The sequence below is a fragment of the Nocardia sp. NPDC055050 genome (genome assembly GCF_053608345.1).
The window spans coordinates 39,821-57,645 of the sequence record NZ_JBSGVG010000001.1; the positions used below are offsets into that span (position 1 = coordinate 39,821).

Annotated in this window: 21 protein-coding genes; 12 read left to right on the plus strand and 9 right to left on the minus strand. The window is 67.5% G+C overall.

Annotated features, from left to right (window positions below):
- Window positions 1-16 precede the first annotated feature (16 nt).
- Both macS and ACWGCN_RS00160 read right to left on the minus strand, forming a co-directional pair.
- On the minus strand, window positions 17-1,195 hold the full coding sequence (gene macS / locus ACWGCN_RS00155; RefSeq protein ID WP_378989210.1) for a MacS family sensor histidine kinase: 1,179 nt from the start codon (window positions 1,193-1,195) through the stop codon (window positions 17-19).
- A complete protein-coding gene (locus ACWGCN_RS00160; protein ID WP_452458011.1) occupies window positions 1,176-2,417 on the minus strand; it encodes an AI-2E family transporter in 1,242 nt (413 codons plus the stop codon). Before ACWGCN_RS00160 ends, macS begins: the two co-directional genes overlap by 20 nt.
- A 39-nt stretch (window positions 2,418-2,456) precedes the next feature.
- Between ACWGCN_RS00160 and ACWGCN_RS00165 the strand changes: the two genes are divergently transcribed.
- Together ACWGCN_RS00165 and ACWGCN_RS00170 are read left to right on the plus strand one after the other, a co-directional pair.
- On the plus strand, window positions 2,457-4,073 hold the full coding sequence (locus tag ACWGCN_RS00165) for an adenylate/guanylate cyclase domain-containing protein (RefSeq protein WP_452458010.1): 1,617 nt from the start codon (window positions 2,457-2,459) through the stop codon (window positions 4,071-4,073).
- A gap of 9 nt (window positions 4,074-4,082) precedes the next feature.
- Complete coding sequence (locus ACWGCN_RS00170) at window positions 4,083-5,156, plus strand: lysylphosphatidylglycerol synthase transmembrane domain-containing protein (protein ID WP_378989212.1); 1,074 nt, start codon at window positions 4,083-4,085, stop codon at window positions 5,154-5,156.
- Here ACWGCN_RS00170 and ACWGCN_RS00175 read toward each other — a convergent pair whose 3' ends face one another.
- Together ACWGCN_RS00175 and ACWGCN_RS00180 are read right to left on the minus strand one after the other, a co-directional pair.
- Window positions 5,157-5,513, minus strand: a complete 357-nt coding sequence (locus ACWGCN_RS00175; protein WP_452458009.1) for a DUF3054 domain-containing protein — start codon at window positions 5,511-5,513, stop codon at window positions 5,157-5,159.
- Window positions 5,514-5,585: 72 nt separating this feature from the next.
- Window positions 5,586-7,265, minus strand: coding sequence for an NTF2-like N-terminal transpeptidase domain-containing protein (locus ACWGCN_RS00180; RefSeq protein ID WP_378989214.1), 1,680 nt, complete (start codon window positions 7,263-7,265; stop codon window positions 5,586-5,588).
- 396 nt (window positions 7,266-7,661) lie between these two features.
- On the opposite strand from ACWGCN_RS00180, the gene ACWGCN_RS00185 reads away from it, so the two are divergent.
- Both ACWGCN_RS00185 and aroQ read left to right on the plus strand, forming a co-directional pair.
- Window positions 7,662-8,222 (plus strand): hypothetical protein, encoded by a 561-nt coding sequence (locus tag ACWGCN_RS00185; RefSeq protein WP_378635010.1) that lies wholly within the window; start codon window positions 7,662-7,664, stop codon window positions 8,220-8,222.
- 15 nt (window positions 8,223-8,237) lie between these two features.
- Window positions 8,238-8,684 (plus strand): type II 3-dehydroquinate dehydratase, encoded by a 447-nt coding sequence (gene aroQ / locus ACWGCN_RS00190; protein WP_378989215.1) that lies wholly within the window; start codon window positions 8,238-8,240, stop codon window positions 8,682-8,684.
- Here the strand turns inward: aroQ and ACWGCN_RS00195 are convergent.
- A complete protein-coding gene (locus tag ACWGCN_RS00195) occupies window positions 8,681-9,127 on the minus strand; it encodes a nitroreductase/quinone reductase family protein (RefSeq protein ID WP_378635005.1) in 447 nt (148 codons plus the stop codon). The genes aroQ and ACWGCN_RS00195 overlap by 4 nt on opposite strands.
- A gap of 180 nt (window positions 9,128-9,307) precedes the next feature.
- Here ACWGCN_RS00195 and ACWGCN_RS00200 point away from each other — a divergent pair, with 180 nt between their 5' ends.
- From ACWGCN_RS00200 to ACWGCN_RS00210, 3 genes are read left to right on the plus strand one after another with little or no spacing between them, the layout of a single operon-like run.
- On the plus strand, window positions 9,308-10,237 hold the full coding sequence (locus ACWGCN_RS00200) for an ABC transporter ATP-binding protein (RefSeq protein WP_379311834.1): 930 nt from the start codon (window positions 9,308-9,310) through the stop codon (window positions 10,235-10,237).
- Entirely contained in the window at window positions 10,234-11,082 is an 849-nt protein-coding gene (locus ACWGCN_RS00205; protein ID WP_379311835.1) for an ABC transporter permease, read from the plus strand. Before ACWGCN_RS00200 ends, ACWGCN_RS00205 begins: the two co-directional genes overlap by 4 nt.
- Entirely contained in the window at window positions 11,072-11,314 is a 243-nt protein-coding gene (locus tag ACWGCN_RS00210; protein WP_056823747.1) for a helix-turn-helix transcriptional regulator, read from the plus strand. Before ACWGCN_RS00205 ends, ACWGCN_RS00210 begins: the two co-directional genes overlap by 11 nt.
- 46 nt (window positions 11,315-11,360) lie before the next feature.
- Here the strand turns inward: ACWGCN_RS00210 and ACWGCN_RS00215 are convergent, their stop codons facing one another.
- Both ACWGCN_RS00215 and ACWGCN_RS00220 read right to left on the minus strand, forming a co-directional pair.
- Entirely contained in the window at window positions 11,361-12,026 is a 666-nt protein-coding gene (locus ACWGCN_RS00215) for an NAD(P)-binding domain-containing protein (protein WP_387446122.1), read from the minus strand.
- Complete coding sequence (locus tag ACWGCN_RS00220) at window positions 12,026-12,907, minus strand: NAD(P)-dependent oxidoreductase (RefSeq protein WP_452458008.1); 882 nt, start codon at window positions 12,905-12,907, stop codon at window positions 12,026-12,028. Before ACWGCN_RS00220 ends, ACWGCN_RS00215 begins: the two co-directional genes overlap by 1 nt.
- 176 nt (window positions 12,908-13,083) lie before the next feature.
- Between ACWGCN_RS00220 and ACWGCN_RS00225 the strand changes: the two genes are divergently transcribed.
- Window positions 13,084-13,428 carry a winged helix-turn-helix transcriptional regulator gene (locus ACWGCN_RS00225; RefSeq protein ID WP_378989533.1) on the plus strand — a complete coding sequence of 115 codons (345 nt, stop codon included), beginning with the start codon at window positions 13,084-13,086 and terminating at the stop codon, window positions 13,426-13,428.
- A gap of 3 nt (window positions 13,429-13,431) precedes the next feature.
- Here ACWGCN_RS00225 and ACWGCN_RS00230 read toward each other — a convergent pair whose 3' ends face one another.
- Window positions 13,432-14,568 (minus strand): glycerate kinase, encoded by a 1,137-nt coding sequence (locus tag ACWGCN_RS00230; RefSeq protein WP_452458007.1) that lies wholly within the window; start codon window positions 14,566-14,568, stop codon window positions 13,432-13,434.
- A 158-nt stretch (window positions 14,569-14,726) separates the two neighbouring features.
- Between ACWGCN_RS00230 and ACWGCN_RS00235 the strand changes: the two genes are divergently transcribed.
- A complete protein-coding gene (locus ACWGCN_RS00235; RefSeq protein WP_378634994.1) occupies window positions 14,727-15,038 on the plus strand; it encodes a GNAT family N-acetyltransferase in 312 nt (103 codons plus the stop codon).
- On the opposite strand, the gene ACWGCN_RS00240 is transcribed toward ACWGCN_RS00235, so the two are convergent.
- Window positions 15,032-15,790, minus strand: coding sequence for a lysophospholipid acyltransferase family protein (locus ACWGCN_RS00240; protein ID WP_378634992.1), 759 nt, complete (start codon window positions 15,788-15,790; stop codon window positions 15,032-15,034). The two genes, ACWGCN_RS00235 and ACWGCN_RS00240, sit on opposite strands and share 7 nt — an antisense overlap.
- Window positions 15,791-15,895: 105 nt before the next feature.
- Between ACWGCN_RS00240 and ACWGCN_RS00245 the strand changes: the two genes are divergently transcribed.
- From ACWGCN_RS00245 to ACWGCN_RS00255, 3 genes are all read left to right on the plus strand, one after another.
- Window positions 15,896-16,534 carry a YqgE/AlgH family protein gene (locus ACWGCN_RS00245; protein ID WP_378989221.1) on the plus strand — a complete coding sequence of 213 codons (639 nt, stop codon included), beginning with the start codon at window positions 15,896-15,898 and terminating at the stop codon, window positions 16,532-16,534.
- Window positions 16,535-16,601: 67 nt separating this feature from the next.
- Entirely contained in the window at window positions 16,602-17,111 is a 510-nt protein-coding gene (locus tag ACWGCN_RS00250; protein WP_452458006.1) for a sigma-70 family RNA polymerase sigma factor, read from the plus strand.
- Window positions 17,108-17,806, plus strand: coding sequence for an anti-sigma factor family protein (locus tag ACWGCN_RS00255; RefSeq protein ID WP_452458005.1), 699 nt, complete (start codon window positions 17,108-17,110; stop codon window positions 17,804-17,806). The genes ACWGCN_RS00250 and ACWGCN_RS00255 overlap by 4 nt, the downstream gene beginning before the upstream one ends.
- Window positions 17,807-17,825: the final 19 nt, after the last annotated feature.

Sequence of the window (17,825 nt, forward strand, 5' to 3'; positions counted from 1 at the left end):
CGCCCAGCTCCTCTTCTCAGCGCGCCGGATGGCGCGGAATCCGGAATTCCCACTCGGTACCGAGGTCCGCGCCCTCGGTCAACAACTCGGCACTGCCGCCCAGTGCCTCGATCCGGCCGACGATCGACCGCGAAACCCCCATCCGCCCTTCGGCTTCGGCCGCTTCCAGCCGTCCCGTCGCGATCCCCACACCGTCGTCGCGCACGCTCACCACCAAGCCGTCACCGGTGTCTTCGAGCAGCACATAGGCTTTCGCGTCGGCGCCGGCGTGCAGCGAGACATTCGACAGCGCGGTGTTCACCGCCGCCGCGATCTCCTGGGCGACCATCCGTCCTACCAGCACCGGATCGCCCGGCGTGGCCACCGAGATCTTCGGCGTGGCGTGCGCGGTCAGCAGTGGCCGCAGATCCACGTCGCCCGACCCCGGATCTGGCAGCTCCGCCTGCTCGGACAGCAGCACCCGCAACGCCACCTCCTGTTCTCCGGCTCGCTGCGCGAGTTCCTGTGCGGGCCCGCCTATCTCGCTTCCACGGCGTTTGATGAACGCCAGCACCTGCAACACCCCGTCGTGCACCTCGCGAGCCAGCCGCTCCCGCTCCTGCGCCGCCGCCGTGATCCGCAACGCCCGTTCGAGCTGCCCCTGTGCCCGTCGAGCGGTATTGGCGGCCAACCCGAGCGCCAACCCGACCGAAACGAGTACCGGTGCGGTCGCGTCGCCCCAGACGTCCTGTCCCCACTGATCCCGCACGGTCACCACAACGGCCGACATGGCAAGTCCGGCGACAACACCCGCGACAGGTCCGCGCAGAATGGCCATCGAGATCACCGAGTTCGCGATCCACAACGTCGTCGGCAGGGTCTGATGTCCGTGGTACCAATCGTAGTCCGCGACAAGCCGAGTCGAGGCGATCAGCGCGATCGTCACCACCTGGTCGCCGAACACCACCCAGCCGCGGATCTTCCCGGTCGCCTCGGGGAAGTACCACTGCGACAGCAGCAGCGCCGAACTGCCCGACCAGATCGCCATCACCGCGATCAGCATCCAGCTCAGTCGCGGATGCTCGTAATACGACACCGACGCGATCTGCTGACCGATCGCGTACAGCAGCGTGACCAGCCGAAACGCCTGCGCCGCCCGCCACAGCGGCGCGGTGGCGGCGTCGGCCGAGCTCAGCTCAGCGGTGTGAGTCCGCATCGCCGGACTCGGCTCCTTCCATGCGCAGCCGCTTCGCCACGTCGAAGCGGCCCGGCGGCTCCGGTTTGTCGGGTTCGGCGCTGAACCGTTTTCGCTCCTCGGTGGCGACCAGCTCGCCGAAGGCCTCCTCCGGACTGTCGGCGAGCAGATAGCGAATCGCCGTGTTGCCCACCGCGATCAGCGGCACGGCGAGCAGTGCCCCCGCGATTCCGCCGACGACCAAGCCCGCGGTGATGGCCAGCACCACGGCCAGCGGATGGATACTCACGGCCCGCCCGAGCAGCAGCGGTTGCAGCACATGGCCTTCCAGCTGCATCACCGCGATGATGATGCCGAGCACGATCAGCGCGGTCACCGGGCCCTTGGTGACCAGGGCGATGAACACGGCAACGAACCCGGCGAAGAACGCGCCGATGATCGGGATGAACGCGCTGATGAACACCAGCGAGGCCAGCGGCAAGGCCAACGGCACATGCAGAATCGCCAGCCCGGCTCCTATACCGATCGCGTCGACGGCGGCCACCGCGACGGTGGCACGCACGAACCCGACCAGCGTTCCGAAGCCCAGTTCACCGGCGGTGCGGACCTTTTCTCGGTGCGCGGTGGGGATGATCCGGGTGACGAAGTTCCAGATCTGATCTCCGCCGTAGAGGAAGAAGATGAGAATGAACAGGATCAGGAAGGCACCGGTGAGAATGTGGCCGATGGCGGTGGCGGTGGTCAGCGCGCCGCTGGTGAGGCTCTCGCGGTTGTCCTGAATGGTGCGCACGATGGTGTCGCCCGCGTTGCGGATCTGCTGATCGCTCAGATGCGGCGGACCGTTGATCAACCAGTCCTGCACCTTGTGCACGCTGTTGGTGACCTCGTTGGACAGCCCCGGCACACCGTCGACGAACTGTTCGACGACGAAGGTCAGCACCCCCGCGAGCAGACCGATCGACCCCAGCAGCGCGACGAACACGCCGAGCGAACGCGGAATCCCCACCCGCTGCATCCAATCGACCATCGGCGCGAGCAGCGCGGCGGCGAGCAGCGCGATGGCCAGCGGGATCACCACCGTGGCGAACTTCTGCACGAGCATTCCGACCGCGAGCAGGGCGCCGAAGATGATCAGCAGCCGCCAACTCCACGCGGCGGCTTTGCGGACCAGGGGATGAACTGCCTCGGCGTCCGAGCGCCACGGCGTTGACGCGGTCCCGGAATCTACCTTCTGGTCGGTCACTCGAGAGAGCCTATCGGTCCGAACGCTAGATTGGTGGTCGTGTCGGCGCCCCTGGAAGCGGTCAAACAGACCATGCGAACGCGCTGGCCGCTGTATCTGACGTCTGTGCTGCTGGCGAACGCCTTCGGCGCGGTGCTGGTGTGGGCCTTCATCCAATACGGCCTGCCGGTTCCGGAGGGCGATCCGGGTGGGGTGCGCCAGACCGGTCTGCTCGCGCCGCTGCTCGTTTTCGGGGTGGCCGCGGTGCTGAGCATCTTCGCCGCGGCCCTCATGCTGCGGCCGGTGATGCGCTGGCAGATGCGCGGCGGGCCACCGAGCAGACGCGAGCAGATGGCGGCCCTGCACGTGCCGCTGCGGCAGTCGATCGTGCACCTGGTGCTGTGGATCATCGGCGGCGGGATCCTGGCCGCGCTGATCATCACCGAATCGCCCGAACTGGCGGGTGCGGTGATCGTCACCGAATGTATGGCCGCCACCATCGTGTTCGGCTTCACCTACATGCTGGGCGAACGCATCCTGCGCCCGGTCGCCGCGGAGGCGCTGACCGAGGGCACCTTCGACCACACGCTCACCCCCGGCGTCGGCACCCGGATGGCGATGACCTGGGGCATGGGCACCTTCGCGCCGACCATCGCGATCGTGCTGCTGTGCGTCACCCAGATCTCCTCGGACGTGAAGTTCTCGGCGAAGTCGCTCGCGATCTCGATCCTGCTGCTGTGTGGCGTGGTGATCCTGCAGGCGCTGGCGCTGTCGATGCTGACCGGTTCCTCGATCTCCGACCCGGTGCGGCAGTTGTCCCAGGCCATCAACAGGGTGCAGGCCGGCTCGCGTGACGTGCAGGTGGAGGTCTACGACGGGAGCGAGATCGGGCTGTTGCAGGTCGGCTTCAACCGGATGATGGACGAGGCGGCCAAGCGCCGCAAGCTACAGGAACTGTTCGGCCAGCACGTCGGCGAGGACGTGGCGCAGCGGGCACTGGACTACGGCACCGAACTCGGTGGTGAGACCCGATTCGTCGCGGTGCTGTTCGTGGACATGGTCGGTTCCACCGCCGCCGCGGCCGAACGCCCGCCGACCGAGGTGGTGAGCCTGCTCAACGAGTTCTTCCGGGTGGTGGTCGACGTGATCGACAGCCACCACGGTTTCGTCAACAAGTTCGTCGGCGACGCGGCGCTCGCCATCTTCGGCGCCCCGCTGGATCGCCCCGACGCGCCGAGCGCCGCCCTCGCCGCGGCCCGCGACTTGCGCGAGGCCCTGCGCGAGGTGACCAGCCTCGACATCGGCATCGGCGTCTCGGCGGGCCTGGCGGTGGCCGGAAACATCGGCGCCGCAAATCGTTTCGAATACACCGTGATCGGCGACCCCGTCAACGAGGCGTCGCGGCTCACCGAATTGGCCAAAGATCATCCCGGCCGCGTTCTCGCTTCGGGCAGCGCGCTCTACTTCGCCGACGAAAGCGAGCAAGAACATTGGATAACCGGAGACGAGGTCCAATTGCGCGGCAGACGCAGAAAAACCCGCCTGGCCTGGCCGAAGTCGGCGATCGCCGCGCCGCGCGGGGACGAGGAAGAACAGATGCGTTCGTTAGGCGGACCTGCGCCTTCGCTCCGGCCGTGCGCAGTCTGCGGACGGCCGGAAGCCGACTGTGTTCACTAGGCTGAGACCGTGACGGCCGACGGCGACCTAGCAGGCGCACCGGCCGAGCGCCGCCGCCGCCGCTTTCGGTGGGTCAAGTGGGTGCTCGGCGCGGTGATCCTCGCGCTGCTCGTCGGCGAAGGCGTGTACCTGTGGCCCCGCCTGCACGAATCCTGGCGCACGCTCACCGAGATCCACTGGGGCTGGCTGTTCCTGTGCATCGTGTTGCAGGCGATGTCGATGAGCGGTTTCGGGCGGGTGCAGAAACAACTGCTGCACGCCGGTGGGGTGGACGTCAGTCAGGGGAAATCGGTATCGGTGGTCTACGGCGCGACCGCGATGTCGCTGACGCTGCCCGCCGGACAGGTCTTCTCCACCGCGTTCACCTACCGCCAGACCCGGCGCTGGGGCGCGAGCCCGATCGTGGCCTCCTGGCAGCTGGTCTTCTCCGGCGTGGTCGCCGCCGCCGGGCTGGCGCTGCTCGGGATCGCCGGCGCCGCGCTGGTCGGACAGGGAATCGGCTTCAAATTCGTCGTCTCGCTGGTGGTCCTCGCCCTGGTGGTGTTCGCAGGCAACTATCTCGCCCGCCACCCCGGCACGCTCGAGGCCGTGCTGCGGCGGGTACTCGCGCTGGTGAATCGGCTGCGGAAGAAACCCGCCGATCACGGCATCGCCAAGCTGGCCGAGATCCGGGCGCAACTCGAGTCGGTCGATCTGGGGAAGAAGGACGCGGCGCTCGTCGGGGTGTGGGCGCTGGTGCACCGGTTCGCCGACGTGGCGTGTCTCGGCACCGCCTGTTACGCGATCGGCGCCGATCCCAAGTTGTCCGGGCTGCTCATCGCCTTCGCGGCGGGCAAGGCGGTGGGGTCGATTCCGTTCGCGCCGGGCGGCATCGTCTACGTGGACGCGACGCTGATCTACAGTCTCACCGCGGCCGCGGGCCTGCCCGCCGCGCAGGCCGTCGCGGCCGCGTTCGTATACCGGCTGGTCAGCTTCATCCTGGTCGCCGTGGTCGGCTGGATCGTCTTCGCGTTCCTGTTCCGCACACCACAGGCCGACGACGAAGAATACGAGCAAGAGTTCAAGCAGCAGCGACGAATCTGATCAACGCAGCGCGCGAATGGCCGCCCGCCAACCCAGCAGGAACAGCGCGAGGACGCAGGCCGCGACGATCATGAAACTGAACGCGACGCCCTGACCGCTGATGGCGCGCAACACCATCCCGCCGACCAGGGTGCTCGCCCAGATCAGAATTCCGGTGGGCCACAACGCCGTTGCGTCGAACCGCGTGTTCCGTGCGAGGTAGACCGCTGAGACCCAGCCGAGGATCAGTCCTAACCCGAAGGGCCACACCGTTTTCAGCAGACCGGCGATGACGGCTTCGTCGTGACTGCGCCTCCCGATCGCGCAGAAGACGATCACCAATAGAGCATCGATACCGAACGGCGCGTATCTCTTCACCGACGTAGCGTAACCGGTCAAGATCGACTTCGAGACCGGGTTCATAGCCACTGAGCAGTGATAACTCTCGCTTTACGGCTCCGGCGTCGCCAGCGATTTCAGCAGCACGGCCGCGAGTCGTGAAGTGGCGTCACCACTGTCGACATCGGCGATGTGCACCGCGAAGACCAGGTCGCCCATCGTCGCCAGCAGCCAACCGTCGGCGCCGCCCGTCGCGGCGAAGGCGGTGATATCGCGGAATCCGCGCAGCGCGGCGGTTTCGGGCTTGCCGATGCCTTCGTTCATCATTCCGCGCAGCCGGTCGACCGCGGGCTGGGGCAGCGCGGGAACCGGCGTATCGGTGGTGCCCGGCTTGCCCGCCTCGATCATCGGCGGCGCCACCGACCCACGCGAAATGGCCGCCGCGGCGATCGCCATCCCGAAGGGGCTCACCTGCACCGCGTCGGCACCCGCACCCTGACGCACCTGCTCGGTGCTGCGGCCGGGCGTGCTGATCCGCCCGGTCACCTCGTCGAGCCCGGCCACCTTGAAGTCGACGCCGACGCCGAGCGCGGTGGCCGCCTCGGCCGCCTCCTGCACGGTGACGTCCTGCGGCGGCTTGTTCTTGATCGCCGCGGCCACGGTGCGGAACAGCTCCATCGTGCCGCCCGCCGGGAACAGTCCGGTGAAGGCGATCGGTCCCTTCTCCGTCGCATAAGAGTTCTGCGCGACCGCGACGACCGCACCGGTCGACGGCTGAATGGCCACGACCGTGGCCGCGGTCCCCGCGCTCACCACGGCGTCTTCGGCGGCGCGCTGTAGTCGCTGATCCATCGTGGCGGCGATGTCCGGCCCGGCCGGTCCCTGGTATCCGGCCACCTGGTTGACGAACCTGCCGTCGGCCTCGAAGATCTGCACACCCCAGCCCGCGGTGGCCTCGAGGCTGTCCTGCCACACCTCGCGCAGCGCGTCGAGCATCGGCGAACGGGTGCGCCGGTCGGCCGAGATCAGTTTGGGCTGCTTCTCCATCACCACACCCGGCACCTTGGCCATCCGTGGTTCCAGGATCGCGAAATCCCCGTCACGCAGGTTCACCGCGACGATCGGCTTGCCCTGCGAGCCTGCCAGCTGCTGCATCAGCGACGGCCCGGTGATCAGGGGCGCGACCGGCTCGATGGCGTCGGCGAGCGCGTTGGTGGTGCCGACGAGGTCGCCGGTGCGGCTCGGGTCGATCTTGATGACGTTGAGCGTCTGCTCGGTCATCAGCGTTTCGCCGGGCAGGTCGACAACCTTGGGCGGCGGCTTCGCGGTGGTACGCACGAGCTTGACGGTGCGATTGTTCGTCAGCTGCGGCATGACCACCGCGGGCTCCCAGGAGATCCGCCAGCCGATGGCGAGCTTGCGGACTGTGCCCTGCAGTGTGTAGGTCCAGTCCTTCTTCTCGCCGAAGTTCCAGGCGACTTCCATGCTGAAGATCGCCGACTGCTTGTCGAGGTCGATAACCTGCGACGCCTCGTAGTCGACGGTGCCCGTTTGCAGGCCCTCGAACATTTGCTTCATGGTTGCCGAAGCGGCAGCGGGGTACGAGGTCAGGTCGGCGGCTTTGCCGTAGTCCTGATCGTCGAGGTACTCGGTGAACCGCTGGACCACCGTCTCCGACTCGCTCGTCTTCCCACCCACTCCGCACGAGCACAGCGCGATGGCGAGGGTCGCAACCCCCGCGATCGCCATTGCGCCCCGGACGCGAAAGCGGCGGGATCCCCACACATCCATATCGCCCACTCTTCACTCTTGCCACTCCGGTAACAAATCCACCGTACCGGAAGTTGACCCGTCTCCAATGCCCCGGTCAGTCGGGATACTCCCCGACCTCGACACCTCGATTGTGCCGGAAATCTCGCCCCGATGAGGGTCCGTTTTCCAACCTCGCCCAGTAAGCGGCAACAACTGCTACGTCAACCGTACCGACAGCCGCGCCAGGTGGTGCGGATCTCGCATTTGTCCGGCGATTCAACGCGAGGGTACCCAGGCCGCCTCCGCCCACACGCACGGCATCGCCTTTACCGAGTCGATACGCACTCGTTCACGCAGAGCGGAATTCACCGCGCTGATATCGGCGTAATCTTGTAATCAACGCAACGTGCGCAAGACAGATAGCAGGTGATTTCCATGCGGAACGATCGACGCGAGCGCGGATTCGGCCGACCCGGCGGATGGCAGCAAGCCGACCTTCCCGATCCCGCCGACGCCCCCGACTGGTTCGCCGGACGATTGCCCGCCGACTGGTTCACCGGGCCGGTGGACATCGAGATCGACCGCGACGAGATCGTCGTGGTCGGCGAACTGCCCGTCCCCGGCGACGCGAGCACCCCGGCGGCCACGAAAGAAGGCGCGCTGGCCCGCTTCCGCGAGTCGACCCGCCCGGCCCGCATGCAGATCGCCGACGAGGCCCAGCGGCGTTACGGCCGCAGCGTCGCGTGGGGCGTGCGAGTAGACGGCGAACGGATCCTGTTCACCCACCTGGCCGTCCCCGTGATGACCCGTCTCCGTCAGCCCGAACGCCAGGTCCTCGACACCCTGATCGACGCGGGCGTCGCCCGCTCACGCGCCGACGCCCTGGCTTGGACGGTCAAACTCGCAGGCAAACACGCCGAAACCTGGCTGGCCGAACTCCGCGAAGCCATGCGCAAGGTCGACGACCTGCGCTCGGAGGGCCCCACGGGCTTGTGACTTACAGTGGCCTGCATGGAAACCGTGCAGGCCACTGGTCCGATCCTCGTCATCAACGGACCGAACCTGAACATGCTCGGTACCCGTCAGCCCGAGATCTACGGCGCCGACACCCTCGACGATGTCGTCGCACTGTGCGAGCAGACCGCCGCCCGATTCGAACGCAAGGTCATCGCGTTCCAGTCCAATCACGAAGGCGCGCTGATCGACCGGATCCACCAGGCCCGCGGCGAGGTGTCGGCCATCGTCATCAACCCCGGCGGCCTCACCCATACGTCGGTGGCACTGCGCGACGCCCTGGTGATCCCGGAGGTGCCGATCGTCGAGGTGCACATCAGTAATGTGCACGCGCGCGAGGAGTTCCGGCACCATTCGTTCGTCTCCCCGATCGCGACCGCGGTCATCGCCGGCCTCGGCATCCAGGGCTATGCCGCCGCGATCGAATACCTGAGCAAGCCCTAGCTGAGCCGGAAGACGGGGAAACCCGGTGCGATAGCGATCAATTCGGCATCGGTCGCGTCTTTGGTGAGGCCCTCGAAGAACTTGCCGACCTCCCAGCCCCACTTCTCCAGGTACAGCCGGAGCAGCGGCACCTTGTCGGCGTCGGCGACCTCGGTGGCGGTGAACCGTTCGGTCTTGCGGCCGAGGCGCAGTTCGCCATCGCCCGCCACGCGCAGATTGCGCACCCATTGGACGTGCCCACGCGGCGCGACCAGGTAGCGCTCACCGTCGGCGGCCGTCATCACGTTGACCATGGTGGTGCGCCATTCCCCGCTCTTGCGGCCGCGCACCGCCAGCAGCCGCGACCCCATGATGCTGATCCCCAGCTTGGGCAGCAGGTTGGCGATCTTGTTGACGATCGGGTCGATGCCGGTCGGGGGGAGGTGGCGGGTCGCGTTGTCCATGTTGATCACTCCTGAACTGTGAGCACTGCTCTCTGTTGAGTACAAGCATGCGCGCTCCGCGAGCCGAAGTCAAGAGCAGTGCTCACAGTTTTCGGAATGTCCCATTTCGGCGAAGCATTGCCACGATGAAATGTAGTACGTATGCTACAAATTATCGAAGGTCGATGACTGGGAGGACTCATGGCTTCGAACAACAACGCTGTTCTCGATGTCGCGCAACTACGGATGCGGTACGACGAGACCGACGTCCTGCACGATGTGACATTTCAAGCCGAGCGCGGGGAAGTGCTCGTCATGCTCGGGCCCAACGGCGCGGGCAAAACCACCACGATCGAGATCCTCGAGGGGTTCCGCAGGAGGTCGGCCGGCCAGGTCGAGGTGCTGGGGGCCGATCCCGAACACGGTGACGAACTCTGGCGCGCCCGCATCGGCGTGGTGCTCCAATCCTGGCGTGACCACGCGAAATGGCGAGTGGCCGAACTGCTCGGCCATCTGGGTGGGTACTACAGCCCCTATTCCACGGCCCGGGTGACAAGACCGTGGGACACCGATGAACTCATCGAGTTGGTCGGGCTCACCGATCAGCGCGATGCGAAGATCGCCACCCTGTCCGGCGGGCAGCGACGCAGACTCGATGTGGCGATCGGCATCGTCGGCCGACCGGAACTGCTCTTCATGGACGAACCGACCGCGGGCTTCGATCCCGCTGCCCGGCGCGACTTCCACGATCTGGTCCATCGATTGGCCGATCTGGACGAGACCACCGTCCTGCTCACCACCCACGACCTGGACGAAGCCGCGAAACTGGCGGACCGGATCCTGATCCTGGCCGGTGGCCGGATCATCGCCGACGGCTCGCCGGAGGAGCTCAGCGCCGCCACCGCGGGCGAGGCCGAGGTGCGCTGGACCCGCGACGGCCAACGTTTCGTCCACACGACGACCGAGTCGACGAAGTACGTCCACGAACTGTTCAAGCAGCACGGCGACCTGATCGAGGACCTCGAGGTGCAGCGCGCGTCGCTGGAGGACACCTACATGGCGCTGGTCCGCCGTTTCGAGTCCGGCACGGCCGCCGAACCCGTTCGCTCACTGCAGGAGGTCACGCGATGAATCCCACGCTGGTAGCGGTCAGGGGCGGCCTGGCTGCGATGTGGATCGAACTGCGGCAGCTCTACACCAACGGGACGAGCCTGGTGGCCCAGTTCCTCACTCCCACACTTTTTTTGATAGCGATCTTCTTCCTGCGCGACCGGACCTACCAGGACACCGAGCTGTCACTCGGTGAACTCGCGGTGCCCGGCCTGCTCGGCAGCATCATCGCGTTCAACGGCCTGTACGGCATCGCCGAGGTCCTCGCCCTCGACCGGGAGGACGGAACCTTGCTGCGCGCCAAGACGATTCCCAACGGCATCCTCGGCTACTTCATCGGCAAGATCGGCACGACCGCGGCCGCGGTACTCGTCCAGCTGGTGGTGGTGCTGACCATCGGTGCCGTGATCGTCGGTGGATTCTCGATGCCCGGCGGCGGCCTGGTCACGCTGGCGTGGGTGATCGTGCTCGGTCTGCTGGCCACGCTGCCGATCGGCGCCATCCTGGGCGGTTTGATCGTCGGCGCCCGCGACATCTTCCTGCTGACACTGCCGCTGATGGGACTGATCGCCATTTCCGGCATCTGGTACCCGATCACCGCGCTCCCCGGCTGGGTGCAGGGCCTGGCCCAGCTGTTCCCGATGTATTGGCTCGGCCTGGGCATGCGCTCCGGGCTACTCCCCGCCGAGGCGGCGGCCATCGAGATCGACGGGTCGTGGCGGCACCTCGAGACCGCCGCGGTACTCGGCGTATGGTCGATCGTCGGGTTGTTGCTCGCGCCGATCGTGCTGCGGCGGGCAGCCCGCCATGAGTCGGGATCCAGCGTGGCCGTGCGCCGCGAGAAAGCGATGCAGCGTGCCTTCTGAGGTCATCTACAACCGCATCGCGATGTTGCGCGCCGAGCGCGGCATCTCGCGGCGGGACCTGGCCGAAGCGCTCGGTGTGCACTACCAGACCGTCGGCTACCTCGAACGCGGCGAATACAGCCCCAGCCTGCACCTGGCCCTGCGGCTCGCGGCCTACTTCGAGGTAGCGGTGGAAGTGGTGTTCTCCACCGAGCCGTTCCCCAGATTGGGATCGGGCGCCGAGACCGCGTGACCACCGAAAACCGTTCGGCACCACCGTGCCGAACGGTTTCAGCGTGTCATCCGCGAAATACCTGGAACGTCGATTCGGGCGTACCGGCAGCTCGCTCCCAATATGACGAAACCGATTCGGCCAGAACGGTGTCCACGCCGACCTCGGCACCGGTCGCCACCACATGTCGCGCGCCGGCCGCCATCATTCGCAGGTACGCCGGATCGGGCGGACCCCCGTCCTCGGCGATTCCCGCCCACGCGGCGTACAACTCGCCGACACTGCCCAGTGACCGCTGGGCGTAGGGCATGAACCGGGCTATCTCGGAACCGGACCGGTCGATGATCGCCAGCGCCTGCTCGTGCGGCTGAGCCATCACCCCACCGGCGAGAAATTCGCCGCCGCGAGCCCGGACGAACGCCGCCCCCTGCCGAGTCCGCTGCGGCGAATCCGAGGACAGGTTGACCACAACCTTGCCGGTCAGATCGGCGCCGCCGAGAATCTCGTCCATCGCGTCGTAGTGGGTCAGGCTGAGCACGATGAGCTCCGCCGCCGCCACCGCGTCGGCGACCGTCTCGGCGCGATGGGCACCCAGGCCGTCGGCCTTGCCGGGGGTGCGGTTCCAGACCGTCACCGTGAAACCCGCGGCGCGGTAGGTGCGCACGATCTGCTGCCCCATCGGGCCGAGGCCGATGACGGTGACCGCCTCGGCCGCTCGGCCGGAAGTCGACATCAGGACGCCTGGCCGCGGAACAACGCGTACGGCGAGATCTGCCTGCCTGTCGCCTCGGACGCGGTGACGGCCTTGCGCCAGAACGACTGGGCGAGCAGGGACAGGCTCGCGTCGACGCCTGCCTCTTCGCTGGCGTCGATGATGTGCTGGGCGCCCGCGTCCATCATCTTCAGGTGCGAGAGCTCCGCGAACCCGCCTGCCTTGTTCGCCTCGGCGAACTGTTCGATGAAGAACGGGTAGGCGCCGGCGGAGCGGACGGCGAACGGTACGAACTGGTCGATGCTGTGGCCGGAGTTCGCGATCATCGCCGACGCCTGGTCGAACGCCAGCAACCACGGATGGAAGGTGATCAGCAGGGCCTGGTAGAAGATCTGGGCCAAGCCATCGTCCGCGCCCAGGTATTCCTGCGGGCTGAGCGGGCGCAGCAGCTCGGCGTGCGCGTCGAAAACCGTCTTCGGGCCGCTGTAGAAGATGTAGGACGAGGGATGGACGATGTTGTCGCCCGCCGACATCACTCCGCCGGAGAGGAATTCGGCGCCCCGCTCGCGAACCCACCGCGCGCCCGCCCGCGCCTTGTCCGGTGAATCGGAGGACAGGTTGGCGATCACCTTGCCGGGCAGGTGGTCGATCGCCTGGCCGAGCACGTCGTACATGGCGTCGTAATGGGTGAGGCTGAGCACGGAGACCTCGTTGGCATCGAGCGCCTCGGCGACGGTGCCTGCGCGCTCGGCACCCAGCGCCACCATGGCATCGACCTTGGCGGTGCTGCGATTCCACACCGTCACCTCGACGCCCGCTTCGAGGAAGGCCCTGGTCATGGCCTGGCCCATCGGGCCGAGGCCGAGAACGGAAACGGAACGGGGAGCGGTCTGCTCGGACATGTTGTGGCCCTTCGATTCTCGATACTGGTTGGTTCGGCGCCGCTTTCCATGGTGGTCGGCGCGAGTATCGTCGGGAAGACCGAACGTTCGGGTGTGGTTGCTTACCCAGAGGTTCGAAATACGGTCAGAAGGGTGTGGCGACGTTGAGCAGTGACGCAGATCACGATGTGTGCGGTATGAGCCTGGCCATCGACGTCGTCGGCGGTAAATGGAAGCTGCACCTGATGTGGGTGCTCGGCGCCGGGCCGCAGCGATTCGGTCAGATCCGGCGGATGCTCGAGGGTGTGAGCGAGAAGGTGCTCGCCGAGAACCTGCGGCACCTGGAGAGCACCGGCGTGGTGCACCGCGAGATCTTCCCCGAGATCCCGCCGCGGGTGGAGTACTCGCTCACCCCGCTCGGCGAGGCCCTTCGCCTCGCGCTGGAACCGCTCGAGACCTGGGGCGATGAGAATCGCGAGGCGCTGGCCACCACTACCCGGCCGACTGCCCCGCAGCCTTCGTCCTCCCGAATCGCGCTGTAACCGTCAGCGCATCCGGCACAAGTGCTCCATGGCGATCCGCTCGCCGATGCGTTCGAGTAGGTCGGCCGCCGCGATGATCGAGCACGCGGGATCGGGCTCGAGGTCGCTGAGCGGATAACACGCGGCGAATCCCGCGGCTCGAATCTCCCCTGGCGACAACAGGGTTCGCCCTACCGCCGCGATCACCGGCACGCCCGCCTTCTTCGCCGCCGCCGCGACCCCGACCGGCGCCTTCCCGTGCATGCTCTGGTGATCCAGCGAGCCCTCACCGGTGACTACCAGCCTGGCCCCGTCGATGAGGGCCGGGAATTCCAGCAGCTCGAGCAGTACATCGATCCCGCTGCGCACCTGCGCGCCCAGCACCGCGAGCGCCCCGAACCCGGTGCCGCCCGCCGCGCCCGCCCCACCGATCTCCGCATAGCCCCTGCCCAGCACGGCCGCCCAGTTGGTAAGCCCCGCTTCGAGTTTCAGCATCTGCCGAGCACTGGCGCCCTTCTGTGGCGCGTACACCGCTACCGCACCAGCCGGCCCGAGCAACGGATTGTCCACATCGCAGGCCAGCGTGAACAGCGTCGTCGCGACCGCCGGATGCAACCCACCTCGATCCACCGAGGCAACCTGCTCGAGCAACGCGGCCACGTCCCCGCGGCCCGCCAGTTCCCGCCCCTCCTGATCGAGCAACCGCAACCCGAGCGCCCGCAACAACCCCGATCCACCGTCGGTCGAAGCGCTGCCGCCGACCCCGAGCACGATCTCCCTCGCCCCGCCGTCGAGCGCGTGCACGACGGCAACCCCCAACCCGAACGTATCGGCCCGCAGCGGATCCAGCCGCCCACCGGGCAACTTCACCAGCCCCACGGCAGCCGCCAACTCCACCACCGCGATATCCCCCCGCACCGCGTACACCGCCGTCGATTGCTCCCCCGTGGGCCCGGGCGCGGCGACCTCCACCCGCTTCCACCCCGACGCCACGAAGGCGTCGACCATCCCGTCACCACCGTCGGCCACCGGCACACACCGCACCTGCGCCTTCGGCGCACGCCGAGCGATTCCCCTGGCCAGAGCCCTGGCCACCTCCGGCGCGGTCAACGACCCCTTGAACTTGTCGGGAGCGAGCACGACAAGCGGTTCGCCGGCCATCTGTTCCGCCTCTCCGTGTATTCATAGTGTCGTTTCCGAGCTCGACCGTTCGCTCTCGGCCTTTCGTCAGGCGCGCAACGGCTCGCAGGTGGTCGGGGAGTGACCCATGTTCTCATTTGCTCAGTGGGTTGTCCTCCCGAACACGGTAGCGTCGACCTATGGCGACCGAGGTCCGCAACAACACCGCGCTCGAGCGGTTCGAACTCACCGCCGACGGTCAACCCGCCGGCTACATCGAATACCAGGACACCGGGGACGAACGCGCCCTCGTGCACACCGAGATCTACCCCCGATTCGAAGGCCGAGGACTGGCGAACACCCTGGTCAAAGCCGCGCTGGACACCAGCAGAGACCAAGGTTTCAGCGTCCTGCCGATGTGCCCGGTCGTCCTGCATTTCATCACCACCCGCCCCGACTACATCGCCTACGTCCCGCAACGAGCCAGAGAGTTGTTCGGTCTACCTCAGTAGCGCGCGACGGCCCCGTCGACAGCCAGTTGCAGCTCGTCTTTGACCAGCCTGGCGATGTCGGCGGGTCGCTGCGGCAACTCGAGAATCGGCGCCCGGAAGTAGGCGCTGCCCGACACCACCTCGGCCGCGGTCGGTTCGACACCGGCCGCATAGGACCCGTAGTTCATCCCCATGGCGACCAGCGCGGGCGCGGCGTCCAGTTTGGCCGCGCGGAACGCGATATGCCCGATTCCGCTGCCGACCGCCTGCACCTTGGTGTGATCTACCTCATTGCAGGTCCCCTCGGGGAAGATCGCGAGGTGATCACCGGCGGCCAGCCGCTGCGCGCACACATCCATCATCCGCTGACCTGCGGCATTGACGGCGCGAATGCCGTGGTCCTTGCCGCGGAACACCGGGATCCCGCCCATCATGTCCACCTTGCGCCGCTGCTCGGGATCGAGGAAGAGCTCGTCCTTCGCCAGCACCCGCACCCGCCCGATCTTCGAGCGCAGCGGTGAGCGCCACGCCGTCGCCGCGACCGTGTACGGGTCGCTGGTCGAGAGGTGGTTGATCGCGTAGATCACCGGCCGACCGCTGCGGATCAGCGCCTTCAACTGCTGTTTCGCGCCTTCGGCGAACGTCACGCGCGGCCGGAACCGCCGGGCCAGCACCGCGTACGAGGCAAGCGCCTTCCACCTGTTCTGCTGATGCCGCAGGTAGTAGTCGTACACAGCGTCGTTGTCGTCGAGTAGGACTTCGGGCGAGTGCATAGCGCGACCCTACCGGTCGATCGCGGGGTCCACGCACGAAGAAATTCCGGTTCCGATCCGCTGCGCGGGAAGCGCGCACCGCCGCTCCAATGCGATGATGGCTCGGTGGCAGGCGGAGACGACCCGGACGAGCGCCGGACTCGCGACGGGCACGGCGACGATCGGCGGCGCGGTCAGCCGGCGGTGAACGTCCGCGCGGGCAATCTGCTGGTGTCCGCGACAGACCTGGTGGAACCTACTTTCCGGCGCACCGTCGTGTATGTGATCGAGCACAACGACGCGGGCAGCCTCGGCGTGGTGCTGAACCGGCCGAGTGAGACCCCGGTCGTGGATGTGCTGCCCGCCTGGGCGGACCTGGCCGCCACCCCGACCGATCTCTACATCGGCGGCCCGGTCAAACGCGATGCGGCGCTGTGCCTGGGGGTGCTGCGCGCCGGCGTCGACATCTCCGACATCCGCGGCCTGCGCCGGGTCGACGGCCGGGTGGTGCTGGTCGATCTGGACGCCGACCCCGCCGAGATCGGACCGCTCCTGGACAAGATCCGGATCTTCGCCGGCTACGCGGGCTGGTCGATGGGCCAGCTCGACGGCGAACTCGACAACGACGATTGGATCGTGGTCTCGGCGCTGCCGTCGGATCCGATCGCCACCGACCGCCACGACCTGTGGTCCGCGGTCTTGCGCCGTCAGCCGTTGCCGCTGGCCCTGCTGGCGACACACCCGATTGAACTCGAACGCAACTGATCCCGTTACTCCTTCACACGAGCAGGAGTGACATATGAATTTCGACGAGCAGTGACCAGGGCCGCCGATGAACGATGGTCGCGACGAACTGATGCGCGCGCTCTATGCCGAGCACGCACCCGCGCTGTGGCGTTTCACCCTCGGCTTGGTACGCGATCCCGGCCGGGCCGAGGACATCGTGCAGGAAACTCTGCTGCGCGCCTGGCAACGCCCGGCCGTGCTGGAGCAGACCGATACCTCACCGCGCGCCTGGTTGTTCACCGTGGCTCGTAATCTCGCGGTCGACGAGCATCGCAGTGCCAGGCACCGCCGCGAGTTCGGCACCGACAACCCACCCGAGCAGGTGAGCCCCGACCAATCGGATCGGGCGCTCGACGGCTGGCTGGTCGCCGACGCGCTCAGCACGCTCAGCCCGGATCATCGCGAGGTGATCGTGCGGGCCTACTATCGCGGCCTCGGCATGGCCCAGATCGCCGACGAGCTGGGCATCCCGCCGGGAACCGTGAAATCGCGCTTGCACTACGGCATGCGCGCCATGCGACTCGCGCTACAGGAGATGGGGGTGACGAACCGATGACCGACCTCGCCGACGAGTACAGCACCTGGGACGCGGCCTATGTCCTCGGTTCGCTCGGCGCCGCCGAGCGGCGCGAATACGAGGCGCATCTGCTCGGTTGCGCGCCCTGCCAGCAGGCCGTCGCCGAGCTGTCCGGGCTGCCGGGCATGCTCGCCCTGGTCGACCGCGATACCGCGCTGTCGATGATCGCCTCGCCCGAGCCGGCTCCGTCACAGGTCCCCGATCTGCTCCCGTCGCTGGCCGCGGCGGCCGAACGGCGCACGCGGCGGCGGCGCTGGACGAGTATCGGCAGCGCGGTGGCGGCTGCCGCGGCAGCGGTGGCGATCGCGATTCCGGTGACCGTCACCGTGGCGCGCTCGGAGACGCCGACCGAGCAGATCGTCGCGGAGCAGCAGATGCAGGCGGTGGAGCAGACGCCGGTGAGCGCGCAGGTGAAGCTGGTGCGCGACGGTGACCGCACGCGCCTGGTGATGACCTGCAGCTACGCGCCGAGCGCCTACGGCTCCGGCTACACCCGCACCTACGGGCTGGTGGTGACCGCGGGTGAGCAGCGCTTCGAACTCGACCGGTGGCCCGCGGGCCCCGGCACCGAGCTGACGGTGGATCGCACCATCGACGCCCCGCCGGATTCGATCAGCACAGTGGAGATCACGTCCGTCGATTCCGGCCGGACGGTCTTGGTCGCCCAGGTCTGAACGCGAAACGGTCCGGTCT

Bases quoted from the DNA above. Each gene is read 5' to 3' on its own strand.
- macS (WP_378989210.1), bottom strand. From the start codon at position 1,195: ATGCGGACTCACACCGCTGAGCTGAGCTCGGCCGACGCCGCCACCGCG.
- ACWGCN_RS00180 (WP_378989214.1), bottom strand. From the start codon at position 7,265: ATGGATGTGTGGGGATCCCGCCGCTTTCGCGTCCGGGGCGCAATGGCG.
- ACWGCN_RS00185 (WP_378635010.1), top strand. From the start codon at position 7,662: ATGCGGAACGATCGACGCGAGCGCGGATTCGGCCGACCCGGCGGATGG.
- aroQ (WP_378989215.1), top strand. From the start codon at position 8,238: ATGGAAACCGTGCAGGCCACTGGTCCGATCCTCGTCATCAACGGACCG.
- ACWGCN_RS00195 (WP_378635005.1), bottom strand. From the start codon at position 9,127: ATGGACAACGCGACCCGCCACCTCCCCCCGACCGGCATCGACCCGATC.
- ACWGCN_RS00200 (WP_379311834.1), top strand. From the start codon at position 9,308: ATGGCTTCGAACAACAACGCTGTTCTCGATGTCGCGCAACTACGGATG.
- ACWGCN_RS00205 (WP_379311835.1), top strand. From the start codon at position 10,234: ATGAATCCCACGCTGGTAGCGGTCAGGGGCGGCCTGGCTGCGATGTGG.
- ACWGCN_RS00215 (WP_387446122.1), bottom strand. From the start codon at position 12,026: ATGTCGACTTCCGGCCGAGCGGCCGAGGCGGTCACCGTCATCGGCCTC.
- ACWGCN_RS00220 (WP_452458008.1), bottom strand. From the start codon at position 12,907: ATGTCCGAGCAGACCGCTCCCCGTTCCGTTTCCGTTCTCGGCCTCGGC.
- ACWGCN_RS00225 (WP_378989533.1), top strand. From the start codon at position 13,084: ATGAGCCTGGCCATCGACGTCGTCGGCGGTAAATGGAAGCTGCACCTG.
- ACWGCN_RS00230 (WP_452458007.1), bottom strand. From the start codon at position 14,568: ATGGCCGGCGAACCGCTTGTCGTGCTCGCTCCCGACAAGTTCAAGGGG.
- ACWGCN_RS00235 (WP_378634994.1), top strand. From the start codon at position 14,727: ATGGCGACCGAGGTCCGCAACAACACCGCGCTCGAGCGGTTCGAACTC.
- ACWGCN_RS00240 (WP_378634992.1), bottom strand. From the start codon at position 15,790: ATGCACTCGCCCGAAGTCCTACTCGACGACAACGACGCTGTGTACGAC.
- ACWGCN_RS00250 (WP_452458006.1), top strand. From the start codon at position 16,602: ATGAACGATGGTCGCGACGAACTGATGCGCGCGCTCTATGCCGAGCAC.
- ACWGCN_RS00255 (WP_452458005.1), top strand. From the start codon at position 17,108: ATGACCGACCTCGCCGACGAGTACAGCACCTGGGACGCGGCCTATGTC.